Source organism: Arthrobacter endolithicus, from assembly GCF_026627425.1.
Taxonomy (GTDB): Bacteria; Actinomycetota; Actinomycetes; order Actinomycetales; family Micrococcaceae; genus Arthrobacter_M.
This window is the reverse complement of the sequence record NZ_JAPNLH010000032.1, coordinates 1-24169: the sequence shown is the minus strand read 5'-3', so window position 1 is coordinate 24169 and position 24169 is coordinate 1. Positions and strand designations below refer to the sequence as shown.

Here is a 24169-nt window from a genome sequence, read left to right as displayed (position 1 = left end):
TCATAGCGTGGGGGAAACGCCCGGTCCCATTCCGAACCCGGAAGCTAAGACCCACAGCGCCGATGGTACTGCACTCGTGAGGGTGTGGGAGAGTAGGACACCGCCGGACAACCATTAAAAAAAGGACCAGGCCCCGCACACCGTGCGGGGCCTGACCCCTTTAACACCCCCAACACCACAACCCACCCCACACCCCCAGACCCAGCACCGGCCCCAGCGCGGCAACGGCCACCGTGGGAGTATCCTAAAGGATGCCTAATGACGAGCTGTTCCATGAGTTATTGGAAGTGCGCGCCGATCATGCACGCGGACAAATAGCCAGGTTGAGCGATGAGATCCGTGAGGTTACCCTAGCCCACCGCGATACGCCGGCCGACGATGAACATGACCCCGAAGGTTCTACCGTCACCTTGGAGCGCGAGCGGGACGTGGCGCTGTTGGCGAGCGTTGAATCGCAGCTGACCGAGTTGCAGGACGCACAGGAGCGCCTCGCCCGCGGCATCTACGGTATCTGCGAACGCTGCGGGCAACGGATTCCGCCGGAACGTCTTGAGGTCCGGCCCGAGGCTAGGTATTGCGTCGCCTGTGCTGGGATTCGTGCGCGTGAGCGCTGATAACCACGTCGCAGGCAAATCCCGGTCGCTGTGCGGAGATTCCTGGTGCGGCGGGATACTCTGGCGGGCATCGGCTGGATCCAGCTTCCGTCGGCCGGCGTCGAGCAATCCCGTCCCGCGTTCGCCAGCCATCCGGGCGTGCGGACGAACCCCTGTCGGGCTGCGTCGAGGACAGCGCCGGCTGCTGAGACCCCGGCTAGGCGCGGACGGCGTCAGATTTTGGTGAGCGCAGAGCCTTTGTGTAGGGCTACATGATCCGTGCTGTCGCTTTTGATCTCATATTGTGGATCTTCGGGCGTGCAATGGCGGGTCTGGCCGTGGAACATACGGTCTTTCCGGTGGACCTTGACGATCCTGCCGCGGACCTCGCCGGCCTCCGAATTCCAACTGACGTGATCGCCGACGGAAAACTTCGTCGCCATGGGATTCCTCCTTCAGTGTCCGTGTGGTGGTGCCCTCCTACCAAACTACCCGCATATTAACATCCTGCTAGCGCCGTGGCTGCAGACGGGGGACGGCGTCGGTGGAACCGACTACGCTGTTTTTGGGCTCTATTGAATCGAAAGCGGTGGTCTTGGCGATGGAAATCCTGGCAGTGGTTGTGGGATTGATGCTGGCGACTGTCCTGACGGTGGGCTTGGGCGACCGAATCCGGCTGCCGTACCCGGTACTGATGATTATTCTGTCCGCAGGTGCGGCATTTATCCCGGGGTTCCCACAGGTCAAAATTGAACCCGAGCTGATTCTGCCGCTCTTTCTGCCGCCCCTGTTGTTTGCCACTGCACTGAAGTCGTCGTGGTCCGTGTTTCGCGTCCGTTGGCGAAGCATCGTGCTGCTGGCGGTCGCCCTGGTCGTCGTGACGACGGCGACAGTTGCAGGAGCTGCGTGGTTGCTGGTGCCTGGAATCGGAATTCCGGCCGCTATCGCACTTGGAGCCATGGTGGCGCCCCCTGACCCTGTAGCTGTGGAGTCCGTTGCGGGGAAGGTGCGGATGCCCCGGCGGCTGGTTGGGGTGCTGCAAAGCGAGGGTCTCTTCAACGACGCCACCGCTATTGTGATCTTCCAGACCGCCGTCGCCGCGGCCATGGCCGGTGAGGAGGTGGGACCGGGCATCATCGTGTCTTTCCTGTTCGGTGCGGCTGGTGCTGCAGCCATCGGGTTGGCCGCCGGCTGGGTCACCAAAAAGCTCACGGTCTTCATCACAAATCCGGTAGGGCACAGCGCGGTGACACTGGTGGTCCCGTTCGCGGTGTATATCGCCGCGGATTCCGTACACGCCTCCGGTGTAGTTGCCGTGGTGATTACGGCACTGGAGATCAGGCGTGGCAGTCGCGCGGATGCTGCACAGGAAAGGGTCACAGCTAATGCCTTCTGGGATGTGGTGGAGCTGATGGTAACCGGCATCGCTTTTGGCCTGGTGGGCCTGGAGGTGCGTCAGGTTTTCGAGGGTGAAAAAATGAATATTGCGGCCCTCCTCTGGCCGGCCGTACTTATCTGCCTGCTCTGTTTCGCCGTCCGCGGCGCCTGGCTGGCGTTGCTGGTGCTGCCGAGCCGTCGCCGCGGTGCCGATGTGCCGCCGTCGAACGCTAAGGAAGTGGTGCTACTGGGCTGGTGCGGGATGCGCGGTCTGGCGACGTTGGCGCTCGCGCTGGCCTTACCGACGGCCTTACCGGACGGTTCGCCGTTCCCCGGCCGCGGGCAGATAGTCCTATTGGCCGTGGCGGTGCTGTTGAGCACCCTTGTTGTACCCGGGCTGACCCTGCCATGGTTGATGAAACGGCTCGGCATGTCCGAATCAATCGAAACAGAAAAACAGGTTGAGCAGGATCTGGCATCGCGCGCGGAGGAGGCGGCAATGGCGGCCGTCCAGTCCTCCGACCTGCTCGACGGCGTGGATGAGGCGAGAATCGAGTGGGTCAGGAAACGGCTGATGCAGCTGCATACCGAGCTGGCGGGCGCTCCCACTGACGCGGTCAAGGAGGAACGCTCCGAATTCCGGGGCTGGGCCATCACCGTTCAGTCCTTGGCCTTGGACGCGGCCCGGCAGGAAATGGTGACGGCACGAAGTGAACCGGGATCGGATCCGCTCGCTGCGGACCGGGTGCTGCACCGGTTGGATTTACGCACCATGTTGGTTCCCGACTGACGCCTCCGAGTACCCCTTACTTTAATTCACCTTCCCCCCTAGACTGGCCGGACACCCGTATCGACGCATTAGGGAGAAACCATGTCAGGAAACAGAGCAGTTGCCTACAAGGGGACCGGAAAGGTGGAGGTCATCGACACCGACTATCCCACCTTCGAACTTAAAGACGGGCCCGGCGTGGATCCACGCAATGTGGGCCGTAAAGTTCCACACGGCGCGATTTTGAAGACGGTAGCGACCAACATCTGCGGCTCTGACCAGCACATGGTGCGAGGGCGCACCACGGCGCCGACGAATTTGGTCCTCGGACACGAAATCACCGGCGAGGTGGTGGAAGTGGGGCCCGGGGTGGAGTTCATCAAGGTGGGCGATATTTGTTCCGTCCCGTTCAATATTTCCTGTGGACGCTGCCGCAACTGCAAGGAGCGCAAAACGGGTATCTGCCTGAACGTCAATCCGGTGCAGCCCGGAGGTGCCTACGGCTATGTGGATATGGGGGGCTGGGTCGGCGGCCAGGCGGAGTACGTGCTCGTACCCTACGCTGACTGGAATCTGCTGAAGTTTCCGGACCGGGACCAGGCCTTGGAAAAGATGATGGACCTGACGATGCTCTCGGACATCTTCCCCACCGGCTATCACGGAGCCATTTCGGCCGGTGTTGGAGCCGGATCCACCGTGTACATTGCCGGTGCCGGCCCTGTCGGACTGGCTGCGGCAACGAGTGCCCTCCTGCTGGGGGCTGCCGCCGTCATTGTCGGTGACATGAACGAGGGCAGGCTCGCCCAGGCGCGCAGCTTCGGCTGTGAAACTGTTGATCTGACCAAGGGAGATCCGAAGGATCAAATCGAGCAGATTCTGGGTGTGCCGGAGGTGGACTGCGGCGTGGACGCCGTCGGCTTTGAAGCCAAGGGGCACGGTAAGGACGCTCATGAGGCGCCGGCTACGGTCCTTAACTCGTTGATGGAGATCACAACCGCAGGTGGCGCATTGGGCATTCCGGGGCTCTATGTCACTGGGGACCCGGGAGCCGAAGATAAGGCCGCGCAAAAGGGCTCTCTCTCACTGAGCCTTGGAACCGGTTGGGCGAAGTCACTCTCGTTCGTCACCGGCCAGTGCCCGGTCATGAAATACAACCGTGGGCTGATGATGGCGATTCTCCATGACAAGGTGCATATCGCCAACAACGTCAACGCGAAGGCGATCGGGCTCGATGACGCAGTGCGGGGGTACGCGGAGTTCGACGCGGGCGCGGCTACGAAGTACGTACTGAACCCGAACGGATATTTGGACGCGGCATAAGCAGTAGCAGCAGTAAAAGACCAGCGCACCTGTTACAGCGGGTGCGCTGGTCTTTTACTGCCGCGGCCGCCGCCCGTCGTGGCAATGTGATTTTAACGACACCCGCACAGATGTTTACCCAAAGTATGCCCGGGTCTGATTTGATGTTAAGTGAGAGGGAAACTGGAGGAACATCCTCCACCCGACCCACAAAGGTAGTGATGGAACTCATCCAGGCCGAGCACTCCAGGCCGAGTCATTTCATACTTCATCTCAGTGATACCCATTTACTCGGTGGCCCCGGTCCGCTGTATGGGGCGGTGGACAGCGAGGCCCGGCTGCGTCAGCTTCTTGCCGAAGTCCATGCTTCCGGCGTCCGGCCGGAGGCGGTGGTCTTCACCGGAGATCTTGCGGACAAAGGCGAGCCCGCGGCCTATGCCAAATTGCGGGCCATCGTTGAACCGGCCGCGGCGGCAATGGGCGCACAGGTTATCTGGGCCATGGGCAATCATGATGATAGGGCGCAGTTCCGTGCAGGGCTGCTCGATCAGGCGCCGGGGACGGCGCCCGTTGACCATAGCTACGACATCAACGGTTTGCGCATCATCACGTTGGATTCGACGTTCCCGGGCTTCCACCATGGGCAGATCAGCGATGCGCAGCTGGAATGGCTGGCGGCCGAGCTGTCCGAGCCCGCGCCGGACGGGACAATTCTTGCTTTGCACCATCCGCCCATCCCATGCGTGCAGGATCTATCCGTGCTGGTGGAACTGCGGCGCCAGCCCGAGCTGGCCAGTGTGCTCTGGGGCTCCGACGTGCGGACCATTCTGGCCGGACACCTGCACTATTCCTCAATGGCCATGTTTGCCGGGATTCCTGTCTCGGTGGCATCGGCCACCTGCTACACCCAGGATCTGGCCGTGACTACCGGGGCGAGCCGCGGCCGCGACGCGGCTCAGGCCTACAACCTCGTCCACGTGTATGAACACACCGTGGTCCATTCCGTGGTCCCGCTGGGCGACGGATTGACGGTGGGAGAGTATGTCAGCGCCGAGGAGACGCATCGCCGGCTGACCGCTGCGGGAATCCGCATCCCCGAGCATGAGCCCCTACCCGGGGCGGGGACCAGGATCGAGGCTCAGCGGGCTGCGCTGGCCCACACCTGAGCGGCCGCACAGCAAAATCCGGCGCCCCTATTGTCCCCAGCCGGCCGTCCTATTGTTCCCAGGGCGCACGGAGCGGGTAATACCGTTCCAGGAAGTCCGTCACCAGTTCGGCCCGTTCCTGGGCCGCGACCTCCGGAAAGCTGCCGTCGTTGAGGCAGAAGAAGTCGGCGTTGCGTTTGGCCAGCAGCCTGGGCAGGTAGGTCAATCCCGAGCGCATGGTGGTGTCAATGTAGCGGACTCTGGCCTCGGGCTGGGTCACGGCCTGGCCGTTGAGCAGGGCGTAGTAGTGGTACAGCGAGTTGGTTACGGAAATGTTGTCCGCGGCACGGAAGGTGCTCGCTGCGGTGGCGGCAAATTCCGCCGGGAATTCGCGTTCCATTTCCGCCATGACGCTGCGGCGAAGCGGGGCTGCTGCGTGCTCCAAATGGCGGGTGGTGATCCTGCCGAAGCGGTTCCACAGCAGTTTGCGGTTCACCCTGGCCGCGTTCTCGAACCCGCTGCGCTCGGCCGCGTTCTCGCCCAGTCCAATCCTGGTGTCCGCCTGAATGAAGCGGGTGATGCCCCCGGGGGTGAAAAACATATCCGGACTTACCGGACGGCCGAAAAACATGTCGTCATTGGAATAGAGGAAGTGCTCGGCCAGGCCGTCAATGTGGTGCAGCTGGCATTCCACGGCCTGTGAATTGTGCGTCGGCAGCACCGACGGGTCCGCAAAGAATTCCTCGCTGCGCACGATGGTCACTGTGGGGTGCTCCGCCAGCCAGGCCGGGGCGGGGGAATCCGTGGCAATAAAGATCCGCCGCACCCACGGCGCATACATATAGATGGAGCGCAGCGCGTACTTAAGTTCGTCGATCTGACGGTACCGGGCCTCGTGGTCGTCCCCTTCGCCCAGTACGACGCCGGTCTGCCGGGCGCGGCGGGCCGCCTGGTACTCGGGCGAACTTCCGTCCACCCAGGAAAAGACCATGTCGATCTCGAAGCGGATGTCCGTGGCATGATCGGCGAACATGTTCTCGATGGTCGGCCAGCTATGCCCATAGCGCTCCACCGTCCCCCGGACCACTTCGGCGGTGGGCAGGATGCGCCTGGTGAGCGAGTTTTCCATCGGCAGCACCACGGTCTCCGCCTCGAAACTCCACAGCTCGATCTGCACGCCCAATGACGGCCCGTACGCCAAACCGCCGTCGGGCTCCACCCGCGGACGGTACAGCCGCAGGATGCGCGCCTTGCGGTTTCGGGCCAACTCGCCGTCCGCGACGAGCAGCGACGACTTCTTCTTCGCGTCCACGGTGATGGCATAGAACGGTTCATTCACGCACGCCTTGGCCAGTGCCTTGCGGAGCTTTTTGCGGTCCTTCCAATCGATGGAAATGACCGGCCGCTCATTATTGCCGCGCACCAGCAAGTACTTCAGCCCGGCGTCCTCCAACGCTGCCCGGATGAACAGCAGGTCCTCGACCATCGCCTGGTAGGGCGTTCGGTCCACGTTCAGCAGGGCGTATCGTCCCTGGTACTGGATGACGTCGGGCCGGTTGGTAAGACGGACGACGGCGGCCGGCGAGGTTTCCTCGACAAGGTCGCGTTCGTCGTCGGGCGCGGGGCTGCCAATGTAGACATCATGCTGTTCGGACACGTCGGTGATGGCTTTTCTCCCTAACTGGTGGTATTTGCTCCCTTGCATGATATCGCGTGCCGGCTATGGCGGACGCTGGCCCGCCGTGGAACCATGGCGGTATGGAACCTATTGAAGTTTTGACCGATGCTTTTGGCCGGATCGGCAGTGCGGTCAACGGTGTGCTCAAAGGTTTGGACGCGGCTGATCTTAATCGGCGTCCCGGTGGGCAGGGGAACTCGATTGCCTGGCTGGTGTGGCACCTGACGCGGGTCCAGGACGATCACATCGCGGACGCGGCGGGTCGGGAACAGCAGTGGGCGGTGGCTGGATTTAGGGACAGATTTGGTTTTGTGCTGCAGCCGGAGGATACCGGTTACGGCCATAGCCACGAGCAGGTTGACGTGGTCCGGGTGGACTCCGCGGAGATGCTGAGCGAGTACTACCAGAGCGTGCAGCGCCGCACGATGGAGTACCTCCAGGAGCTCGACGGGGCGGCGTTGGATAAAATCATCGACGAGTCATGGGACCCGCCCGTGAGCTTGGGGGCACGACTGGTCAGCGTGCTGCAGGATTGCCTGATGCATGTGGGCCAGGCGGCGTATGTCCGGGGCCTGCCGGGGAAGTAAGCCCAAGGTGGCGGTACCGCCCCGGTAGTTCTGGCCCAGCAGCCTCGAGCTAAGACAGTTACCGCTTGCGGCGGTCCAGGATCAGTGCCGTTGCAATCCCGAGCATCCAGAAGTCCTTGGCAAGGGGTACGCCGTTGGCGGTGGGCCGGACGCCGTCGGACTCCGTCATTCCCGGCGTCCGCAGGTACATGGTCACCAATGAGCCGGAGAAAGTTGCCAGCATGAGACCGGCGAGCCGGCTGGGGATGAACGGGGCCAGCAGGGCCGAGCCAACGGTGATCTCGCCGGCACAGAGCAATTTGCCGAACGTCCCCGCGTCGAGCTGTTTTACAGCAGGGATGGCATTGCCCGCCATGGACTGCAGGCCTGCGGCGTGTTCCTCATCCAAGTGCATCTTGCCGATGCCCGAATTGAGGATGAAGGCGCCGGTTACCAGGCGAAGGGCGGCATGGCTGAGGTTAATTCCCATGGGTGATCTCCTTTTTGCGTTGGCCGATGTTGGCGCGGCCACCTCCAGCCTATGGACGGCGGACTTACCGCGCCATAGTCCGATGCGCCCACAGACCATCGATCAGGGCTTCCAGGCCCAGCCCGAAGGCGGCGTCGCTGGAGCTGACCGGGCGTTCTGCGGCGCCCGCTGCGGCGCCCGCTGCGGCGCCGGTGCCGGCGCCCCGGCGTGCCACCGCCTGGGTGAACAGCGGTGCATCCGCGGCCAGCTCACCGGCGTCGAAAATCTCCGCGGGGGCGTTGACGTCGAACGCCGACCCGAAAATGAAGGATTCCAGGGCCACAATTGCGTCGATGATGCGTTCGGGAGCCCACCCGGCGGCTTGGAATCCAGCCGTCACCGCCTCGTACATTTTCACCGTCTGCGGCGCGTTGGTTACCGGGAGTACCGCGATCACCGGAATCAGCGGCGTGTGCCGGGCGAAGACATTACGGTACGACCAGGCCCAGCACCGCACCCCCTGCTGCCAGGTGCCCGCTGCGAAGCCGGAAATGTCCACACCAGCCATCAGATGGTCTTCCACCAGCAGGAGCACGTCCTGTTTTGAGGAGACATGGTTGTACAGCGCTGACGGGGCCACGTTGAGCAGCCGGGCCAGGGCGGACATGGTCAGGCCCTTGTAGCCGTCTCTGGCAATGAGCCGCAGGGCAGCCTTGGTGATCCGGCTTGAGCCCAATACCGGCTGCGGAGGCCGCCCCGCCCGCCGCCGTCCCTGAACCGCCGGTGCGACGTTCTCCATGGTTGCCTCATCCTGTTTTTAGCACTGCTTCGTTTCCACGGCTGCTCTTCCCTTATGGACGCGCATCCATTAGAGTCTAACTAAAATGAATGGCATTCATATAGTGGGGCCCGTCACGCGGGCCGGAGTGGAGCACCGTGCAGAATCTGAAGCGGGACGTCGTCATCATCGGGGCGGGGCCCTCGGGCCTGACCGCCGCCCGGGAATTGCGGAAGGCAGGTGTGAGTGTGGCCGTCTTGGAGGCGCGGGACCGGGTGGGCGGCCGCACCTGGACCAACGACATCGACGGCGCCACACTGGAGATCGGCGGCCAATGGGTGTCTCCGGATCAGACTGCGCTGACAGCGCTGCTGAAGGAGCTGAAGCTGGACACGTTTGACCGCTACCGCGACGGCGAATCGGTCTATATCGCTCCGGACGGCACCCGCACGCGCTACGCCGGTGAGATGTTTCCGGTCAGCGGGCACACCGCGGGTGAAATGAACAAGCTGATCGCCCTTTTGGATTCCCTTGCAGAGGAAATCGGTGCGGAGGAGCCGTGGGCGCACGCGAAGTCCCGGGAACTAGATATCATTTCCTTCCACCACTGGCTTCGCGGGCAATCCGACGATGAGGAAGCCTGCAACAACATCGGTCTGTTCATCGCCGGCGGGATGCTGACAAAACCGGCGCACTCCTTCTCGGCGCTGCAGGCCGTCCTGATGGCCGCTTCGGCCGGCTCGTTCAGCAACCTGGTTGATGAGGACTACATTCTGGACAAGCGGGTGATCGGCGGCATGCAGCAGGTGAGCGAACGGATCGCCACGGAGCTCGCTGCGGACCCGGGTGCCGACGTCGTGCTTAACTCGCCGGTCCGGACGCTGCGCTGGCTAGCCGACGACGGCGCCACGGGTACGCTGGGCGCGGGAGCTGGCGGTACTCCCGGTACCGGCGGATACACGGTCACAGCCTTTTCGGACGCGGCCACAGTCACCGCCCGTTACGCCATCATGGCCGTTCCGCCGAACCTGTACTCCCGGGTCTCCTTCGAACCTCCCCTCCCACGCCGTCAGCACCAGATGCACCAGCACCAGTCGCTCGGGCTCGTCATTAAGGTGCACGCGGTGTACAAAACCCCGTTTTGGCGCGAAGACGGACTTTCCGGCACCGGCTTCAGCGCCTCGTCGCTGGTCCAGGAGGTCTACGACAACACCAACCACCAGGACCCGCGCGGCACACTTGTCGGCTTCATCTCGGATGAAAAGGCGGACTACGCCTTCAGCCTTGATGCCGACGAGCGCAAAAGGAAGATCACTGAATCCTTGGCCGGATTCCTCGGGAATAAGGCGCTGGACCCGGTGGTCTACTACGAATCCGACTGGGGCTCGGAGGAATGGACCCGCGGCGCCTATGCCACCAGCTATGACCTCGGCGGCCTGCACCGCTACGGTGCGGATCAGCTCAAGCCTGTCGGTCCGATCTACTGGTCATCCTCCGACCTCGCGGCGGAGGGCTACCAGCATGTGGACGGAGCAGTACGGATGGGCCAGCACACCGCCGCCCGGATCCTGCGAAGTCTTCCGGTGCCCATGATCGTGGGCCCGCGCAGCTACAAATCGGTGGCGCAACGCCACGGATCAATTTTGTCAGAAGAGGTGAACCAATGAGCGCCGAAGCACTTCGAAGTAAATCCAGTGAAAAAGGGCCCGGCGAAAAACGGCCCGGCGGCAAGGGCCTGAGCGAAAAGGGATTGAAGGCCGGTTCCGTCGGGTTGATCGGCGCCGTCGTCATTGGTGTTTCCTGCATCGCACCCGCCTATACCCTCACTGCTGCGCTGGGACCCACCGTTGCGGAGGTTGGCGTGCATTTGCCTGCGATCTTCCTGGTCGGGTTCATCCCCATGCTCCTGGTGGCGCTGGGGTACCGCGAGCTCAACAACGCGATGCCGGATGCCGGCACGTCCTTCACTTGGGCCAGCAGGGCCTTCGGTCCCTGGATCGGCTGGATGGGCGGCTGGGGCCTGATCTCCGCCACCATCATTGTGCTCTCCAATCTTGCCGCCGTCGCCGTCGATTTTTTCTACCTGATGCTCGCCCAGCTCACCGGAATCCCCGGCCTCGCCGACCTCTCGGCCAACCTTCCGCTGAATATTGCCACCACCTTGGTGTTCATCGCGCTCGCGTGCTGGATTTCCTACCGCGGTATGGAGACCACTAAGACGTTCCAGTACGTCCTGGTAGCCTTTCAGCTGCTGGTGCTGGGCTGGTTCGCCGTCGCAGCGTTCAGCCATGTGGCCAACGGCACAGCCTTCGATGCCACGGCCATCACGCCCGACTGGTTCAATCCCTTCGCCGTCGGCTCATTTACTGCCTTCGCGGCGGGAGTTTCGCTGTCCATTTTCATCTATTGGGGCTGGGACGTCACCCTTACGATGAATGAAGAGACCAAAAACCCGGAAAAGACGCCAGGACGGGCCGCTACCGTGACGGTGGTGGTGATCGTGGTCATCTACATGATTGTCGCGCTTGCCACCCTGGCCTTTGCGGGTGTGGGAGACACCGGCCTCGGTGCCGGAAACCCGGACAACCAGGCCAGCATCTTTGCCGTACTGGCAGGACCGGTCATGGGTCCATTTGCCATCCTGATGTCGCTGGCCATCCTGAGCAGTTCAGCTGCGTCGCTGCAGTCCACCTTCGTCTCCCCAGCCCGGACGCTGCTGTCGATGGGGCACTACCGGGCGCTGCCGAAGAAGTTCGGCCGGATCAGCCCGGCGCACAAGTCACCGAGCTACGCCACGATTGCCTCTGCGGTGGCCGCAGCCGCGTTTTACGTCATCACGCGGACCGTGTCGGAGAATGCGCTCTGGGACACGATCACGGCGCTGGGCATGATGATTTGCTTTTACTACGGGATCACCGCGCTCGCCTGCGTCTGGTACTTCCGCGCCGAGGCTTTCCGCGGCATCAGGGCGTTCCTGTTCAAGTTCCTGGCACCGCTGGCGGGCGGTGTGATCCTGCTGGTCATGTTCGTCAAGACGGCCTATGACTCGATGGATCCGGCCTATGGCTCCGGGTCCAATGTGGGCGGGTTGGGGCTGGTTTTCATCCTCGGAATGGGCGTGTTGCTGCTGGGGGTGGTCCTGATGTTCATCATGTACAAGGTGCAGCCGGCATTTTTCAAGGGACAGGTGCTGGAGAAGTCCAGCCAGGTGTTTGACCCGGACGTATAGTGGGGAAGAATCCGGTGGCGTGACGCCTGGGGTCCTCCTGCGGGCCCTGCTGGATCCGCTCGACCAGCCGGCCCATCCGCAGCAGCAGCTCCTCGCCGGCCATAATGCCCCGGGCATCGGTAACGGTGAGGTTGGCACTTCGGTAGCCGCCGTCGTCCAGCTCGCCGTGGGCGGGCCGGAAAGCGATGTTGGCCTCCGCCAGCATCTGCCGGTCCAGCAGGGAGTCGCCCGCGGCAATCACGGTGCCGGCGCCGGTGCGCCGCTGCACCTCCGCCACGGCGCTGCTCTTGGTCACCGGCTGCGGCACACAGTAGAGCTTGCGGCCCTGCTGTGACACCGTCCAGCCCAGCGCCAGGCACTGCTGTTCCAGCCCGGCGACGAAGTCCTCCGGCAGGGCCTCGCGGTCAACAATTGCGTAGATGAACAAGTCCTCGGCCTGGCGGAGTTTGAGGATCCAAGGGGAAAACGCGGGATCGGCCAGCAGGGCCTGAACCGTCTGCAGAGGCGCACAATCGGCAGCGGTGCGGCGGGCGATCGACGCGTGCCAGTGCGCATCCGGTTCGCCGTGGTGAAGCAAAACGCCGCCGTTGCTGGTCACGGCATACTCCGGCTCCGGCCCGGGCAACTGGACACGCCGGTACTGGGCAATGGTCCGTGTGGTCACCGGCACCACTGTCGCCGCCGCTTTGAGCTGCAGCAGCACCGTTTCGGCGGTGCGGGTCATGAAGGAGATTGGGACGCCCTGGTACAGCTCGACGACGACGATCGGCGGGGCCTGCTCGTCCGGCACGTCCAGCCAAAAGGCCTTGGCTGAGTAGATCAGCGTGCGGTCAAGGTCGCAGGCCAGGAGCGCCGGGAGGTGGCCGCCGGTCACGAGGTGGCCGGCCACGGGACCGCCGGTCACGGCGTGGCCGTAACTGCGCGGCCGTCAGCACCGGTGGCGCCCTTCGTGAATAGCGGGTGGATCAGACCCACACAGCTGTAGGCAAGGTCCGGGACTTCCACTACCGGCACGCCGCGCTGCTCGGCCAGCAGCAGCACGTGGGCCACCTCGGCTCTGGCCTCGGGGCGGATCAGTATTTTCCACGGCACCCGGCGCAGCAGCACGCGCGTGGTCTCGCCGACACCCGGCTTCACCAGGTTGACGTTATGGATGCCGTAGTCCCGGCTGATGCTCTCGACGGCTTTCCATCCGGCCCAGCTGGGCGCGCGTTCGGGCGCTGCTTGGGCGGCGGCGAGCTTCCTACCACGGTTCACGGCGGCCAGGACGTCGCCGAAGTGGCCGCACACGGTGTCCAGGAACTGCCCGGAGACGTCGCTGTCGCGCAGGCCAGTGTAGAACTTTGCGCCATGGAAATCTCCCGGTCCGATCAGCCGGCGGTTGAACACCGTGCGGGAGACGAGGCCGGAGACGGTTGAATTCAGGCAGGCCGAGGGAATGAGATAGTCCTCGCGTGTGCCGTACAGGCCGACGCAGTGTCCAGGGTCCGCCAGCACGGCCAGATCATCCTTGAAGGTGACGCCGTCCGTCTGCTCAAAGCGCTGGAGCGCGGTGGAGAGCTCGCGGGTAATCGCGCCCTTTCCGGTCCAGCCATCCACGAAGATAATCCGGGCCGGGTCGTAGTGCGCGGCCAGGTAGCGCAGGGCGTTTTCGTCCGCGCCCACGCCGCGTACGATGCTCATTGTGTAATGCGGCACGTCGATGCCGCGGATTTCCCGGGCCCAGCGCCGCATCAGAATTCCTACCGGTGTACCGGCGCGGGCCAGCGACACCAGGACCGCCTGCTGTTCTCGGGCGGTCAGCAGCAGATCCGTCACCGTGCCCACTGCCTCCGCGATCCGCCGGCCAGAGCGCTGCAGGGCGTCGCGGTAGAGTTGCTGATATTCGGTGCTCGGGGTGTATTCAACCGGCAAAGATTCGGCATAATTGGCCGCCCCGCTCTGGATGGCCTGCTCCCGTTCGCCGGTTGGAGCCTCCAGTTTGGCATCACCGAGGTCCGTCAGCAGCCAGTGGACGTCCCCGGCCGGGTAAGAGCCAAAGTCCGGTCCGGAGAGCGGGACGGGCAGTTGCTGCTGGCCGGTCGGATCAGTTGTCCGGGGCATGGGGTCCTTGTCTGAAATTGCTGGCCGCGGTGGCGGGGGATGCTGCAGGAAGGAGTACGACGACGACGTCACGGCAAAGAGCGCTTAGCGCCTCGGTGATGCTCCCGGTTCCGGAAAGCACACCAGGATCGGTCCCAGGCTCGGGCATCAGGATGATGCTACCGAAGCGGTGTCCATCCCGGGACAGGTTGTAGGCAAACCGGGGGCCGGGGCCGTCGTCGGTCAGATCATGGCTGCTGAAGCCGACGGAGCTGGCGATGGCGTAGTCCGGCCGGTCCAGTGCCACGATCGGGGAGCGGGTGGTGGTGGAAAACTTCACCGGGAAGTGCTCGTCAAGCGCGTCGGCCACCGCGAGGGGCAGCGAAATGAACTCCTCGGTGCCCAGGACCAGAGTCCCCTCCGGCCGCCACGTCTGATGGTCCTTGGGCGCGGCGGTTCGCGTCCGGGCGATCTTCCCTGGGTGGTCCCGCTGCGCAATGCCGTCCCGCTGCGCAATGTCGACGCCCTGTGCAAGTTCGGCACGCTGTGCAAGTTCGGCACGGATACGCGCCGCAATCGCCGCCACGGCCGCGGTGGGGCTGCCGGCCGCGTCTGGCCGGTGATTGCCGAACCTGTCGCTGCGGATGGGATCAATTTCGTTTGTGCCGATGTCTACGAACGTGACTGAGCCTGGGCGTGCAGCCGTGTCCTGATCGGCTGTCATTGCGGCCACTGGGGCCGGCAGGGCGGCGATGAATTCCTGGGAGCGGAGCAGGATGTCCGCACTCAGGCTGATCCGCCCGCCGCTCAATGCGGCCACCCGAATCGTCGCGCCGAGCATGGCGGACAGTTCGTCAAAGCGCTCGCGGTCCCGGTCTGTGCGCAGATCCACCAGCGCCGCGACAATATATTCCTTTTGGGGCATAAGCCTGTGCAGTTCTCGGATGGTGTTGATGATCGTCGATCCCGTGCTGAGCTCGTCGTCGACCAGGACGACAGTGCCGCCAGAGCGCAGCCACTGGTCATCGGTGGGCAGCAGCCGGTGCGAGCTAGCGTGCGAATGGCTTTCATCGAAGGCTGCAACGGATCGGGATCCGGCGGCCAGGTGCCGGGTGGAATGAATGTAGTAGGAACCGATGCACCCCGCGACCAGCCGGCCCAGTCCCGTCGCCGTCTCGGCGTAACCAATCGTGACCACGTCCGGACGGCTCGTCGCCAGCGCCGTGAGGGCTTCCCGGAGTTCCAACAGCGCCGGCTTTGCCAGCGAATCTGACCGCAGTAACGCCGTCATTGCCCGCGCAGCACGTTGGAGTGCCGGTCCTTGCTCCGGCAGACCCGCGAGCCGCTCCGCCACCATCGCCCCGAGCAGCATGCCGGCCGCGATGGCCAGGGAAGGAACGGTGGGCACATGCTTGGCCAGCACCCGGGAGACCAGCAGATGGGCACGCTTCGGATTCCGGCGCAGGGCAAGCCCCACCAGATCCTTCACATCCATCAGGCTTTCACCGGCGGACTCAATCCGGACGCCAAGCTCGTGCTGCACGCAATCGCCTGTCCAGAGACGCGTCAATTCATCCCCGCTTCCAGGAAGTCGACAAAGGTGACGTCCGGGGCGGCGACGCCGAAGGCCGCTGCGCGGAGCAGGGTCTGCCGTGCCCACCCCTGGTGCGGCTTCATCTCATTCATCTTGTTGCCGTACGGCGAGGCTGCTGCACCGCCGCCACTGTTACCTGCGATCTCCCCCGCGTCCAGGAACTCCTCATGGCTGATCACGGAGAGTGCATGCACCAAGGGAACGTGGCTGGGGTGGATCACCGTTTTCCCCAGCAGACCGTTGGCATGATCCAACGAGATCTCGCGCATCAGTCCGTCCAGGTTGGCCAGCAGGATCCGCTGCCGCAGCGCGACATCGTCGGAGTCGGCGAACGGAGTGGCCCGCAGCAGCGGCCGGAGCAGCCGTTCCGTATTGGCATAGTGTTCCCAGACCGGGCCGGAGATAACAAAGCCATCCTCACTGCGGCCCAGGATGTTGACAATATCGCCGATCACCGAGGCCACTACCTTGACGTCGTAAATCGTCAGGTCGCGGGACCTGCGCAGGCCGAAGGTGCTGGACATGTCCGTCGCGCCGATCCGGACCGCCAGGATGTCCTGCCGGTGCGCCTGAAGGACGGCGCGAATATTCGCCAACGAGGCAGATCGAGTCTCGCGGTGAATCATGATGGGCGATTCCAGGATCGGCATGATCCGCAAACGGCGGCTACCGTGGGATTGGTGTTGGGCTTGCTCCTGGGTCATGCCTGAGGCATCCGGCTGAACCGCCGCGTGGATGGCCTGAACGGTCTGCAGGGCATCCAGGAACAGCTGGGCGCGGCCCGTCTCATTCTCAAATTTCGGAATGACAAACCCGGTGAGAAGATCCAAGGACGCGCCGCAGCGTTGGGCCAGGCGGACCATCTGTTCGGGCGTGCGGACGCGGATAAAAAGCATCAGGCCGCTGTCTGCAGCGCGGAACGTGGTGCTGCGGGACGGGGCGGCGCTGCCGTCCGCCCGGGGACCGTCGGCTTCCTGGGCCAGCAGCTGCAGCGTACGCACAACGTTGTCCTCGGCCGCTTCCACTGCGCTGTCCGCGATGGAATCCTCCAGGCACAGCACCATGCTCAGGCAGCCGCGGGCGGACTGTTTGATGATATCTGCGGCAAGTTGCGGCCTGTCCGCGGGCGAGTACAGCGTGGCACCCAAGGCCACGGCCAGGAGTTCGGGATCGGACTCAAGGGTCAGCGCCTGCGGGCTGGCATGGAAGAGCCGGGAGGTCTGCTGCTCCGTGAGGAAGTCAAAGTGACGCATAGGCGGCTATCGGCCCCGGTTCCCTTGGACGGTGACTTTGCGGGTCATGCTGAAGCCGAATTCCGCCCAGATATCTTGGTCGGTCATCCCCGCAGGGAGCGGTTCGGCACGCAGCTCGATCAGGTTATCCACCCGAAGCAACGCGAGGATGAACAGGGTGTTGCCATTCGGGGGTGGAAGCGTCGCGGCAGCGCCGTCGAAAATCTGCATCCCCAACGGCTCGGGGCCGCGGCCGATGAAAAGGGCCCGGCGCAGTTCCCGCAGGTGCCGCAGGGGCACCAGTGCTTCCCCCTCGAGGTAACCTGCCAGCGGGCGGTTGCCGGCGGTGCCGACGGGCGTGCCGGCAAAGTTCCCGTCCCGGGTCAGGGCTCCGGTGATAAAGCCCCCCGTGGCATGGCCGGCTGACTCCCAGGCGATGGCCGTGGTACCGGTGACGATCAGCGTGCCGATCCCGGACTGCCGGGCATTGAGCCGCAGCATGGGGACGGTGAGGCCAATTTCCATGACGTCACGGATCCCGGGCGCGCTGAAGAGACCTGAAGTGACGGAGGCAGGCCGACGGCGGATGGGCGCCGCTACATCGGAGCCGACGGCGGCAGGTAGCAGGGACGCGACCGAAGCTGGTGGCCGGGACGCGACGGGAGCCGCTTGTTGCGCTGGGGCAGCCGTCGGTCGGCGAAGGCTAAGACCGGCCGCGCGGGGGGCCTGAGCTGGGACAGCTGCCGGGTGCACGGCGTTTATGTCGGTGGGTTTAAGCCTGCGACGAAGATATCCAATGTCCGTCCGGAGGGGTGAAAATTTCCCTGGCATTGGCTAGACATCCACCCTGAAGTCCTTGGCCACGCCCGCCAGCCCGGTGGTATAGCCCTGGCCCAACGCGCGGAACTTCCAGTCGTCGCGGTGCCGGTACAGCTCGCCGAACATCATTGCTGTGATATTTTCGTCGCTGCTGAGCGGGACGTCAAAGCGGACCAGCTCGCGGTTCCCGGCGGTAGCGACCCGGATGTAGGCGGAGCGGACTGCGGAAAATGTGCCAGGGCCACGGACCTCGGGATCCACATAGACAATGAACGCGATCTTGGCGACCGCCGCAGGCACCTGCGCCAGGTCGACGTCGATCTGTTCCTGATCGGCGTTTCCTGCAAAGGTGACCGATCCGTCTGCACTGACGAGCTGATTGAAAAAGACCAGATGGTCCCCGGACACCGCGGTGCCGTCCGCAGTGCACATAACGGCCATCGGAACCAGTTCGGCAGCAGGTCCTCTGCTGGGGATAGCGTCCCAGCCGAGCGCGACGAGAACCTTGGTCAGGCCGCTGTTCTCGGCGGTGAGCGCCGCGTTGGCGCCTGGGACCAGGCTTGCCACTACTGACCGTCCAATCGCAGCTGGCTGTCCGGGGCCGCGAACTTGTCGGCCAGAAAACGGCCATGGGTGGAGAGCTCCGCGATGGCTCCAGTCCGGATCTGGTTCAGCAGGTCCTGGACAGTGGCCTCCAGGGTGGTCAGCTGTTCTATGAAGAGCCCGGTGGCCCGCGAATCCTCCGCGCGTTCGGCAGCCGTCATGGCCAGATAGGCGCGCAGCGGGGTGGGAACATAGTCGCTGATCATCGCCGCCAGCAGTACGCGCTGCTCAGTGGAGGCATTTTGGGCGGCAATGGTGGCCGTCACGACGCGCAACAGGTCCTCGATCTGGCGCAGTTGGGAGGAGAGCAACGGCGGCAGGACGGCGCCGGCACGGCGGATATCGGTGCGCAACTGATCCAGCGAGCGCGCCGTGCGGGCGTCGTCAGCCTCCGTCTCGCTCTGCTGGTTCTGCGGAATCACTCCCGCCGCCGCGGGTGGGTTCTTGAACAGAGATCCTACGAATTTCCCAATCACCGCTCCACCGCCTGTTGTCCACTCATCCGCCGGCTCTAGCCTCTCTGGCTTTGCTGTGAGCGTTCCAGATACGGTTTCGCCTTCTCGAGACCGCTCTCCAGCGCCGATACCGTCCCTTCCATGTTTTTGGCCGCGGTGGCCCGGAAGGTATCGATTGCGTCCATGGTGGCGAAGACGTTGTCGAAGGCCTTTTGCAGCGTCTCCACACTGACCCCTGAGCTGGCGGCCTGCTCGTGGATCCGGACCGTCTGATCCTTGAGCATCTCGCTGGTCTTGAGGATCATGTTGTTGGTGGTGGTGTTGATCGCGTCGATCTGGTCCAGCACCATCTTCTGGTTGGCCAGGGCCTGTGCGACGATCACGGCCGTGCGCAGCGCCGCAATCGTCGTCGTACGGGCGCGGTCCACGCCCTTGATGAGTTCCAGGTTGTTCTTACGGATCAGGTCCATCGCCAGATAGCCCTGCACGGACACGGCGAGCTGCGTCAGGATGTCCTGATGGCGCTGCCGGATCGGGAAGAGCACGTCACCTTCGAGTTTCTGAGCTTCCTCGATCTGTCCCTTTGCGCGGGTGGCATCGATCTTTTCCACGCAGGCGGCGTCGAGTGCCTTGGCAAACACGGCGTATTCACTCAGCGACTGCATGGTTTCCCACAGCTGCACCTTTTCTCCCGCCAGGGCCGCGTTGTCCTTGAGCAGCTCATCCTGGCCGGCCATCAGGGCCTTGATGATGTGGTCCAGCTGGGTCTGGGCTGATTCGTACTTCTGGAAGTACTTGGCCATTTTGTTTCCGCCGGGGATGAAGCCGAGGATTTTCCGCCCCACGCCCAGGTCTGCCTGGTTCGGGGTCAGGTCCTCCACGGTGGAGCGCAGCTCGCCCAAGGTGCCGGCAACCGCTGCCTGCGCGTTGTTGCCGCTGCGCTTGGCCCCGGCAACTGAGGTGGAGGAGCGCTCAAGCATACGGGTGGAATATCCGCTGGACTGCGTCATCTCCGACCCCGCGATCTTAGAGATGCCCTCCACCTTCGTGGTGAAATCGGGGCTGCGGGGGTCCATTCCGGCGAGCTCGGAAACAAACTCCTTGGCCTGCCGGTGGATTTCAAGCTGGCGTTCCTGCGGAACCGGAACCATACCCGGGGCGTCGTTGGGCTCAACAATGGCCGGCGCGTCCGGCGCACGCAAGACCAGCGCCGTATCGGCGGTGTCTGGGGGAGTCAAGGGGGAAGTCATATGTGGGGCCAGCCTGTTCTTCTGGTAGCGGCGGGGCCATACTCTGCCCTACCGGCAGTGGACAGCCCCGCCTGTTGACAGCATGGGGTTAGGGAAAATCTAGCCCAGAACGACGCCAAAGTCGTTGGCAATTCCGGCAAGGCCCGTTGCGTAGCCCTGCCCGACTGCCTTAAACTTCCAGTCGGAGCCGTTGCGGTAAATCTCGGCAAAGACCATGGAGGTCTCTGGAGCGGCGTCCTCGCTCAGATCGAAGCGGACGATTTCCAACTCGGTCACGGCATTTACGACGCGGCAGTACGCGCTGCGGACCTGCCCGAAGTTCTGCCGGCGTTCCTCTGCCTTATCGATCGATACGACGATCACCACGCGCTCGACATCGGGCGCAACCCGCGTCAGATCGATGGCGATCTGTTCGTCGTCGCCGGCGCCTTCACCGGAACGGTTATCACCCTTGTGGATGACGGAGCCGTCCTTGGCCTGCGGCTGGTTGTAGAAAATGAAGTCGTCCGAGGACCGCACCTTCCCATTGGCAGCTACCAGGAGCGCGGAGGCATCCAGGTCAAAGGCTTCGCCGCTGGTGGTGCGCGGGTCCCAGCCCAGGCCAACCACCGCCTGGGCCAGGCCTGGATCGGACTTGGTCAGGGAGAGATTGTTGCCTTTTTCAAGCGTCAATCCAGCCATCGGGTTCCTCCTGCTAGTTGGGTGTTAATTTAGTCCAGTGTGATGCCGAAGTCGGTGGCGATGCCGCGAAGCCCGGTGGCATAGCCTTGGCCAACGGCACGGAACTTCCATTCGGCCTCATTGCGGTAGATCTCGGCAAAGATCATTGAAGTCTCTGCTGCAGCATCTTCGCTGAGGTCATAGCGGACGATCTCCTGATCCGAATCCTGATTTACCACCCGGCAGAACGCGTCCCGCACCTGCCCGAAGTTCTGTCGTCGGGACTCGGCCTCGTCAATGGAGACCACGATGACAACCCGTTCAATATCCGCAGCCAGCAGGCTCAGGTCGATCAGAATCTGTTCGTCATCGCCCTCGCCCTCGCCGGTGCGGTTATCTCCCTGATGGACCACCGAGCCGTCTTTGGCCTGCAGCTGGTTGTAGAAGATGAAGTCATCCTGTGAGCGCACCTTGCCATTGGAGCCGATCAGCAGCGCCGAGGCGTCCAGATCGAACGCTTCGCCGGCTGTGGTGCGGGGATCCCAGCCCAAACCGACCATGGCCCGCTTGAGTCCAGGATCGGCCTTTGTCAGCGAAAGATTACTGCCCTTGGAAAGTGTCAGACCTGCCATGTCAAAAGTCCCGTCCTCATCCTGTCGTTAATGTAAAAAAACCTGCTGGTGAAGCACAAACGTTTTAGTTAGAGATAACGTGCCGCGGGTGCTACCAGATCCTGGACGGTGCGGCCCTGGGCTCGCTCGCCAACGGCCTTGAACTGCCAGCCGGTGCCCTCTCGGGAAACCTTGGCCATGATCATCGCCGTATGGGTCCCGGAATCGGTCAGCTGATAGCGGGCCACCTCGGGAGATCCGGCGGAGGAGTCATCGACCAGGCGGCAGAATGCATTTTCCACCTGATCAAAGGTCTGCTGGCTGTAGCTGCTGATCACGAAAACGATCTGCGCCACCGCAGGGGCAACGGCGGCGAGGTCCACCAATATGGTCTCGTCGTCTCCCTCACCGGCGCCGGTGAGATTGTCGCCCGTGTGCCTGGCAGAGCCATCCTTGCTGACCAGCTGGTTGAACCAGACAACGTCCAGTGGCTTGCCGGCGGCATCATAGAAGATCGCGGAGGCGTCGAGATCGATTTCCGTGGTCTTGGCCCGGCCGAAAATCCCTCGCTTCACCGGAGCCGCCGAGTCCCAGCCCAGTCCCATCCGCACTCGAGTCAGCGCGCCGCCGTCGTTCTTGGTCAGCGACAGCGTCTGACCCTTCTGCAAGCTCAAACCCATGATTCACATCTCCTAATCAGTTACTTACGTGAACTTCTTTCAAATCTTCCATGCCGGACAGCCGCTTGTTCCGCCGAATGGATGACAGGAACGCGGCAAGGATAAAGACAACGCCGATCAGGCCCGTGATGACTTCGTTGATCTGCGTGCCGATCGTAATCAGCAGGATCACGGAGAGGGCACCAATGGCCCAGTGGGCGCCATGGTCGAGGTAGACAAATTCATCCAGTGTGCCCTGCCGGACCAGGTAGACGGTCAGCGAGCGGACGAAGATGGCGCCGATCAGGCCAAGGCCCAGAGCGATAATGATCGGATCCGAGGTGATGGCGAAGGCTCCGATGACGCCGTCGAAGGAGAATGAAGCATCAATGACTTCGAGGTAAAGGAAAAGCAGGAACGCTGCCCTGCCGACTGCCTTCCCGACGCCGCCCTTGGGGTGCGAAATCTTCTCCGCCTTTGCGGCGACTTCCTCGGGCTCGACCTCGCCGTCCTCGTCGTCGTCGACTTCAAAAAGTGCGCCGAGACCGGTGACCAGGAAGTAAGTAACCATGCCGAGGATGCCTGAAACCAGCACCTGGCCCTGCTTGTCGCCGGCAAACTGGGCGGCAATGACGAGACCAACGAGCCCGACGACGAGGGAGGCACCGTTGAGCTTGCCGATCCAGGCCAGCGGCTTTTCCAGGAACGTCAGCCAGCGGATGTCGCGATCCTCAAACATGAAATCAAGGAAGAGCATCAGCAGGAAAATGCCACCGAAGGCAGCGATCTGCGGGTGTGCATCATGGAGCAGATAGGCGTATGTTCCGGGTGTATGGATGTCGCCCTTCTGCAGCGCCAGATCGACCGCTTGGATCGGGTTAAGTTTCGCCGTGACCCCGACGATCAGCAGCGGGAAGAGAATGCGCATGCCCAGCACCGCGATCAGGATTCCCACCGTGAGGAAGATTTTCTGCCAGAAGGCATTCATCTTTTCGAGGATGCGGGCATTGACCACCGCATTGTCGAAGCTGAGACTGATTTCCAACACGCCGAGGATTGCACACAAAATCACCGCGCTGGGTCCGCCGTAAATGAAGGCAAGGATCAGCGCTGCTACCGTGATCACCATGGACCAGCCGAATGTCTTGACGAACACGCTTTGTCTGAGCTCCTTAGAAGACTGAGTCTGTTCCAGCGTGCCGGGCAGCTGGGGTTGCTACTGTCCTAGGGTTGAAATCCCCCCAGAATCCACCTACAACACTAGCAATGCCGGAGGCCGCATGTGCTGTCCGGGGCGCAGTTATTCCGCTGGCGGAATTCGGGCGGTCAGCTCTTCGGGCGGCGCTTGGCCTGGCGCTCCTTGGCCAGCTTGGCTTCCGCCCGGGCCTTGGCGTGCACGGTTCGTTCGGTGATCAGCCACTTTGGCGGAGCCTGGAGAAGGTCGGAAATTTCCGCCGAGGTGAGCGGTTCGGTGATTTCAGAGCGATTGAGCCCGGCAATGGAAATGTTCAGCTTTTGGGCGACGACGGGCCTGGGATGCGGCCCTGTGCGGCGCAATTCCTCCAGCCAGACCGGGGGGTTTTCCTGCAGCGCCTTGAAGTCCGAGCGCGAGACGGCGTTGTCCCGGAACTCCGCGGGCGCTGCGGGCAGGTAAATACCCAGTTTCTTGGCAGCCGTTTCAGGCTTCATGGACTGTGCGGAAGGTTCAGAACTCATGCGTTAACAGTACGGTGCAATCACCGTCGGTCGACCCCTACCCAGACGGTGCCGGGGAGTGCGGGTGCTGTGGAGGTGTAGGTGAAACCCAGGGGTGTGGTGGTCACGACGGTGTGTCGTGGCGGTGTTCCGGTTGCCGGGCTTGTTCCAGGTGCGGAACCGGGCGGGTTTCCGGGTGGGGTTCGGGGTGGTGGTGTGGAGGCCCAGCCGGGGGTTTCTTTGCGGTAGTTGCAGCGTTCGCAGAGGCCTTGGCCGTTGGGTTCGCTGGTCTGTCCGCCGTCGGGGCCGTGGTTTTTGTCGGGGTGGTGGTTTTTGTTGGTTCGGTGGGGGATGATGTGGTCGATGTGCCGGATCGGGGCGTCGCACCAGGGGGTCCGGCAGGTTTGGTCTCGGGTGATGATGAATCTGCGTAGCCCGGGTGGGAAGAGCCGTTTTTTGGAGTCCATGGCGACGAGGTTCCCGGTGCCGGGGGCGGTGTAGAGGCGGCGGATCCAGACCCGGAATGCCGGGTCCGCCGGTGCCGCAGCAATTGTGTCGGTGGTCCTGTTTTGTCCGTGTTGGAGGAGGTTTCTGGCCCAGTGGGCC

25 protein-coding genes and 1 rRNA gene are annotated in these 24169 nt (G+C 63.3%); 8 read left to right on the top strand and 18 right to left on the bottom strand.

Annotated features, from left to right (window positions below):
- Window positions 1-109 (top strand): 5S ribosomal RNA (gene rrf / locus OS914_RS17395); the annotation flags it as partial.
- Between the two features lie 142 nt (window positions 110-251).
- Entirely contained in the window at window positions 252-614 is a 363-nt protein-coding gene (locus tag OS914_RS17390; protein WP_267547316.1) for a TraR/DksA family transcriptional regulator, read from the top strand.
- Between the two features lie 212 nt (window positions 615-826).
- On the opposite strand, the gene OS914_RS17385 is transcribed toward OS914_RS17390, so the two are convergent.
- On the bottom strand, window positions 827-1036 hold the full coding sequence (locus tag OS914_RS17385; protein ID WP_267547315.1) for a hypervirulence associated TUDOR domain-containing protein: 210 nt from the start codon (window positions 1034-1036) through the stop codon (window positions 827-829).
- 158 nt (window positions 1037-1194) lie between these two features.
- Here OS914_RS17385 and OS914_RS17380 point away from each other — a divergent pair, with 158 nt between their 5' ends.
- The 3 genes from OS914_RS17380 to OS914_RS17370 all read left to right on the top strand — a co-directional run bounded on the left by OS914_RS17380 (window position 1195) and on the right by OS914_RS17370 (window position 5204).
- On the top strand, window positions 1195-2760 hold the full coding sequence (locus tag OS914_RS17380) for a Na+/H+ antiporter (protein WP_267547318.1): 1566 nt from the start codon (window positions 1195-1197) through the stop codon (window positions 2758-2760).
- 81 nt (window positions 2761-2841) lie between these two features.
- Window positions 2842-4059 carry a formaldehyde dehydrogenase, glutathione-independent gene (fdhA, locus tag OS914_RS17375; protein WP_267547314.1) on the top strand — a complete coding sequence of 406 codons (1218 nt, stop codon included), beginning with the start codon at window positions 2842-2844 and terminating at the stop codon, window positions 4057-4059.
- Window positions 4060-4259: 200 nt separating this feature from the next.
- Complete coding sequence (locus OS914_RS17370; RefSeq protein WP_267547313.1) at window positions 4260-5204, top strand: phosphodiesterase; 945 nt, start codon at window positions 4260-4262, stop codon at window positions 5202-5204.
- Window positions 5205-5253: 49 nt separating this feature from the next.
- On the opposite strand, the gene OS914_RS17365 is transcribed toward OS914_RS17370, so the two are convergent.
- Window positions 5254-6888 carry a stealth family protein gene (locus OS914_RS17365; RefSeq protein WP_267547312.1) on the bottom strand — a complete coding sequence of 545 codons (1635 nt, stop codon included), beginning with the start codon at window positions 6886-6888 and terminating at the stop codon, window positions 5254-5256.
- A 53-nt stretch (window positions 6889-6941) separates the two neighbouring features.
- Here OS914_RS17365 and OS914_RS17360 point away from each other — a divergent pair, with 53 nt between their 5' ends.
- On the top strand, window positions 6942-7448 hold the full coding sequence (locus OS914_RS17360) for a mycothiol transferase (protein ID WP_267547311.1): 507 nt from the start codon (window positions 6942-6944) through the stop codon (window positions 7446-7448).
- 58 nt (window positions 7449-7506) lie between these two features.
- Here the strand turns inward: OS914_RS17360 and OS914_RS17355 are convergent, their stop codons facing one another.
- On the bottom strand, window positions 7507-7917 hold the full coding sequence (locus OS914_RS17355; RefSeq protein WP_267547310.1) for a hypothetical protein: 411 nt from the start codon (window positions 7915-7917) through the stop codon (window positions 7507-7509).
- A 64-nt stretch (window positions 7918-7981) separates the two neighbouring features.
- Complete coding sequence (locus OS914_RS17350; RefSeq protein WP_267547309.1) at window positions 7982-8695, bottom strand: TetR/AcrR family transcriptional regulator; 714 nt, start codon at window positions 8693-8695, stop codon at window positions 7982-7984.
- 137 nt (window positions 8696-8832) lie between these two features.
- Between OS914_RS17350 and OS914_RS17345 the strand changes: the two genes are divergently transcribed.
- Both OS914_RS17345 and OS914_RS17340 read left to right on the top strand, forming a co-directional pair.
- Window positions 8833-10341: a flavin monoamine oxidase family protein gene (locus OS914_RS17345; RefSeq protein ID WP_267547308.1), complete on the top strand. Its 1509-nt coding sequence runs from the start codon at window positions 8833-8835 to the stop codon at window positions 10339-10341.
- A complete protein-coding gene (locus tag OS914_RS17340) occupies window positions 10338-11903 on the top strand; it encodes an APC family permease (RefSeq protein ID WP_267547307.1) in 1566 nt (521 codons plus the stop codon). The genes OS914_RS17345 and OS914_RS17340 overlap by 4 nt, the downstream gene beginning before the upstream one ends.
- Here OS914_RS17340 and OS914_RS17335 read toward each other — a convergent pair.
- From OS914_RS17335 to OS914_RS17270, 14 genes are all read right to left on the bottom strand, one after another.
- Entirely contained in the window at window positions 11851-12807 is a 957-nt protein-coding gene (locus tag OS914_RS17335) for an HAD family hydrolase (RefSeq protein WP_267547306.1), read from the bottom strand. The genes OS914_RS17340 and OS914_RS17335 overlap by 53 nt on opposite strands.
- Window positions 12804-14006 carry a cysteine protease StiP family protein gene (locus OS914_RS17330; protein WP_267547305.1) on the bottom strand — a complete coding sequence of 401 codons (1203 nt, stop codon included), beginning with the start codon at window positions 14004-14006 and terminating at the stop codon, window positions 12804-12806. Before OS914_RS17330 ends, OS914_RS17335 begins: the two co-directional genes overlap by 4 nt.
- Entirely contained in the window at window positions 13990-15528 is a 1539-nt protein-coding gene (locus tag OS914_RS17325; RefSeq protein WP_267547304.1) for a phosphoribosyltransferase domain-containing protein, read from the bottom strand. The genes OS914_RS17330 and OS914_RS17325 overlap by 17 nt, the downstream gene beginning before the upstream one ends.
- Window positions 15529-15551: 23 nt before the next feature.
- The gene (locus OS914_RS17320; protein ID WP_267547303.1) at window positions 15552-16832 is read right to left on the bottom strand and encodes an HpcH/HpaI aldolase/citrate lyase family protein; all 1281 of its coding nucleotides are present in this window, start codon (window positions 16830-16832) and stop codon (window positions 15552-15554) included.
- A gap of 6 nt (window positions 16833-16838) precedes the next feature.
- Complete coding sequence (locus OS914_RS17315) at window positions 16839-17642, bottom strand: hypothetical protein (RefSeq protein ID WP_267547302.1); 804 nt, start codon at window positions 17640-17642, stop codon at window positions 16839-16841.
- Window positions 17643-17645: 3 nt separating this feature from the next.
- Entirely contained in the window at window positions 17646-18197 is a 552-nt protein-coding gene (locus OS914_RS17310) for a TerD family protein (RefSeq protein ID WP_267547301.1), read from the bottom strand.
- Window positions 18197-18709 (bottom strand): hypothetical protein, encoded by a 513-nt coding sequence (locus OS914_RS17305; protein ID WP_267547300.1) that lies wholly within the window; start codon window positions 18707-18709, stop codon window positions 18197-18199. The genes OS914_RS17310 and OS914_RS17305 overlap by 1 nt, the downstream gene beginning before the upstream one ends.
- Window positions 18710-18744: 35 nt before the next feature.
- On the bottom strand, window positions 18745-19926 hold the full coding sequence (locus tag OS914_RS17300) for a toxic anion resistance protein (RefSeq protein ID WP_267547299.1): 1182 nt from the start codon (window positions 19924-19926) through the stop codon (window positions 18745-18747).
- A 111-nt stretch (window positions 19927-20037) separates the two neighbouring features.
- Window positions 20038-20619, bottom strand: coding sequence for a TerD family protein (locus OS914_RS17295; protein ID WP_267547298.1), 582 nt, complete (start codon window positions 20617-20619; stop codon window positions 20038-20040).
- Between the two features lie 29 nt (window positions 20620-20648).
- The gene (locus OS914_RS17290; protein WP_267547297.1) at window positions 20649-21230 is read right to left on the bottom strand and encodes a TerD family protein; all 582 of its coding nucleotides are present in this window, start codon (window positions 21228-21230) and stop codon (window positions 20649-20651) included.
- Window positions 21231-21298: 68 nt separating this feature from the next.
- Complete coding sequence (locus OS914_RS17285; protein WP_267547296.1) at window positions 21299-21889, bottom strand: TerD family protein; 591 nt, start codon at window positions 21887-21889, stop codon at window positions 21299-21301.
- 16 nt (window positions 21890-21905) lie between these two features.
- Window positions 21906-23024 carry a DUF475 domain-containing protein gene (locus OS914_RS17280; RefSeq protein WP_267547295.1) on the bottom strand — a complete coding sequence of 373 codons (1119 nt, stop codon included), beginning with the start codon at window positions 23022-23024 and terminating at the stop codon, window positions 21906-21908.
- Between the two features lie 170 nt (window positions 23025-23194).
- Window positions 23195-23557, bottom strand: coding sequence for a DUF5997 family protein (locus tag OS914_RS17275; RefSeq protein ID WP_267547317.1), 363 nt, complete (start codon window positions 23555-23557; stop codon window positions 23195-23197).
- 47 nt (window positions 23558-23604) lie between these two features.
- On the bottom strand, window positions 23605-24169 hold a 565-nt coding region (locus OS914_RS17270), incomplete at its 5' end, for an HNH endonuclease (RefSeq protein WP_267547294.1).

Coding starts and splice junctions, on each gene's coding strand:
- OS914_RS17390 (WP_267547316.1), top strand. CDS start 252: ATGCCTAATGACGAGCTGTTCCATGAGTTATTGGAAGTGCGCGCCGAT.
- OS914_RS17385 (WP_267547315.1), bottom strand. CDS start 1,036: ATGGCGACGAAGTTTTCCGTCGGCGATCACGTCAGTTGGAATTCGGAG.
- OS914_RS17380 (WP_267547318.1), top strand. CDS start 1,195: ATGGAAATCCTGGCAGTGGTTGTGGGATTGATGCTGGCGACTGTCCTG.
- fdhA (WP_267547314.1), top strand. CDS start 2,842: ATGTCAGGAAACAGAGCAGTTGCCTACAAGGGGACCGGAAAGGTGGAG.
- OS914_RS17370 (WP_267547313.1), top strand. CDS start 4,260: ATGGAACTCATCCAGGCCGAGCACTCCAGGCCGAGTCATTTCATACTT.
- OS914_RS17365 (WP_267547312.1), bottom strand. CDS start 6,888: ATGCAAGGGAGCAAATACCACCAGTTAGGGAGAAAAGCCATCACCGAC.
- OS914_RS17360 (WP_267547311.1), top strand. CDS start 6,942: ATGGAACCTATTGAAGTTTTGACCGATGCTTTTGGCCGGATCGGCAGT.
- OS914_RS17355 (WP_267547310.1), bottom strand. CDS start 7,917: ATGGGAATTAACCTCAGCCATGCCGCCCTTCGCCTGGTAACCGGCGCC.
- OS914_RS17350 (WP_267547309.1), bottom strand. CDS start 8,695: ATGGAGAACGTCGCACCGGCGGTTCAGGGACGGCGGCGGGCGGGGCGG.
- OS914_RS17340 (WP_267547307.1), top strand. CDS start 10,338: ATGAGCGCCGAAGCACTTCGAAGTAAATCCAGTGAAAAAGGGCCCGGC.
- OS914_RS17330 (WP_267547305.1), bottom strand. CDS start 14,006: ATGCCCCGGACAACTGATCCGACCGGCCAGCAGCAACTGCCCGTCCCG.
- OS914_RS17320 (WP_267547303.1), bottom strand. CDS start 16,832: ATGCGTCACTTTGACTTCCTCACGGAGCAGCAGACCTCCCGGCTCTTC.
- OS914_RS17315 (WP_267547302.1), bottom strand. CDS start 17,642: ATGCCAGGGAAATTTTCACCCCTCCGGACGGACATTGGATATCTTCGT.
- OS914_RS17295 (WP_267547298.1), bottom strand. CDS start 20,619: ATGGCTGGATTGACGCTTGAAAAAGGCAACAATCTCTCCCTGACCAAG.
- OS914_RS17290 (WP_267547297.1), bottom strand. CDS start 21,230: ATGGCAGGTCTGACACTTTCCAAGGGCAGTAATCTTTCGCTGACAAAG.
- OS914_RS17285 (WP_267547296.1), bottom strand. CDS start 21,889: ATGGGTTTGAGCTTGCAGAAGGGTCAGACGCTGTCGCTGACCAAGAAC.
- OS914_RS17275 (WP_267547317.1), bottom strand. CDS start 23,557: ATGAAGCCTGAAACGGCTGCCAAGAAACTGGGTATTTACCTGCCCGCA.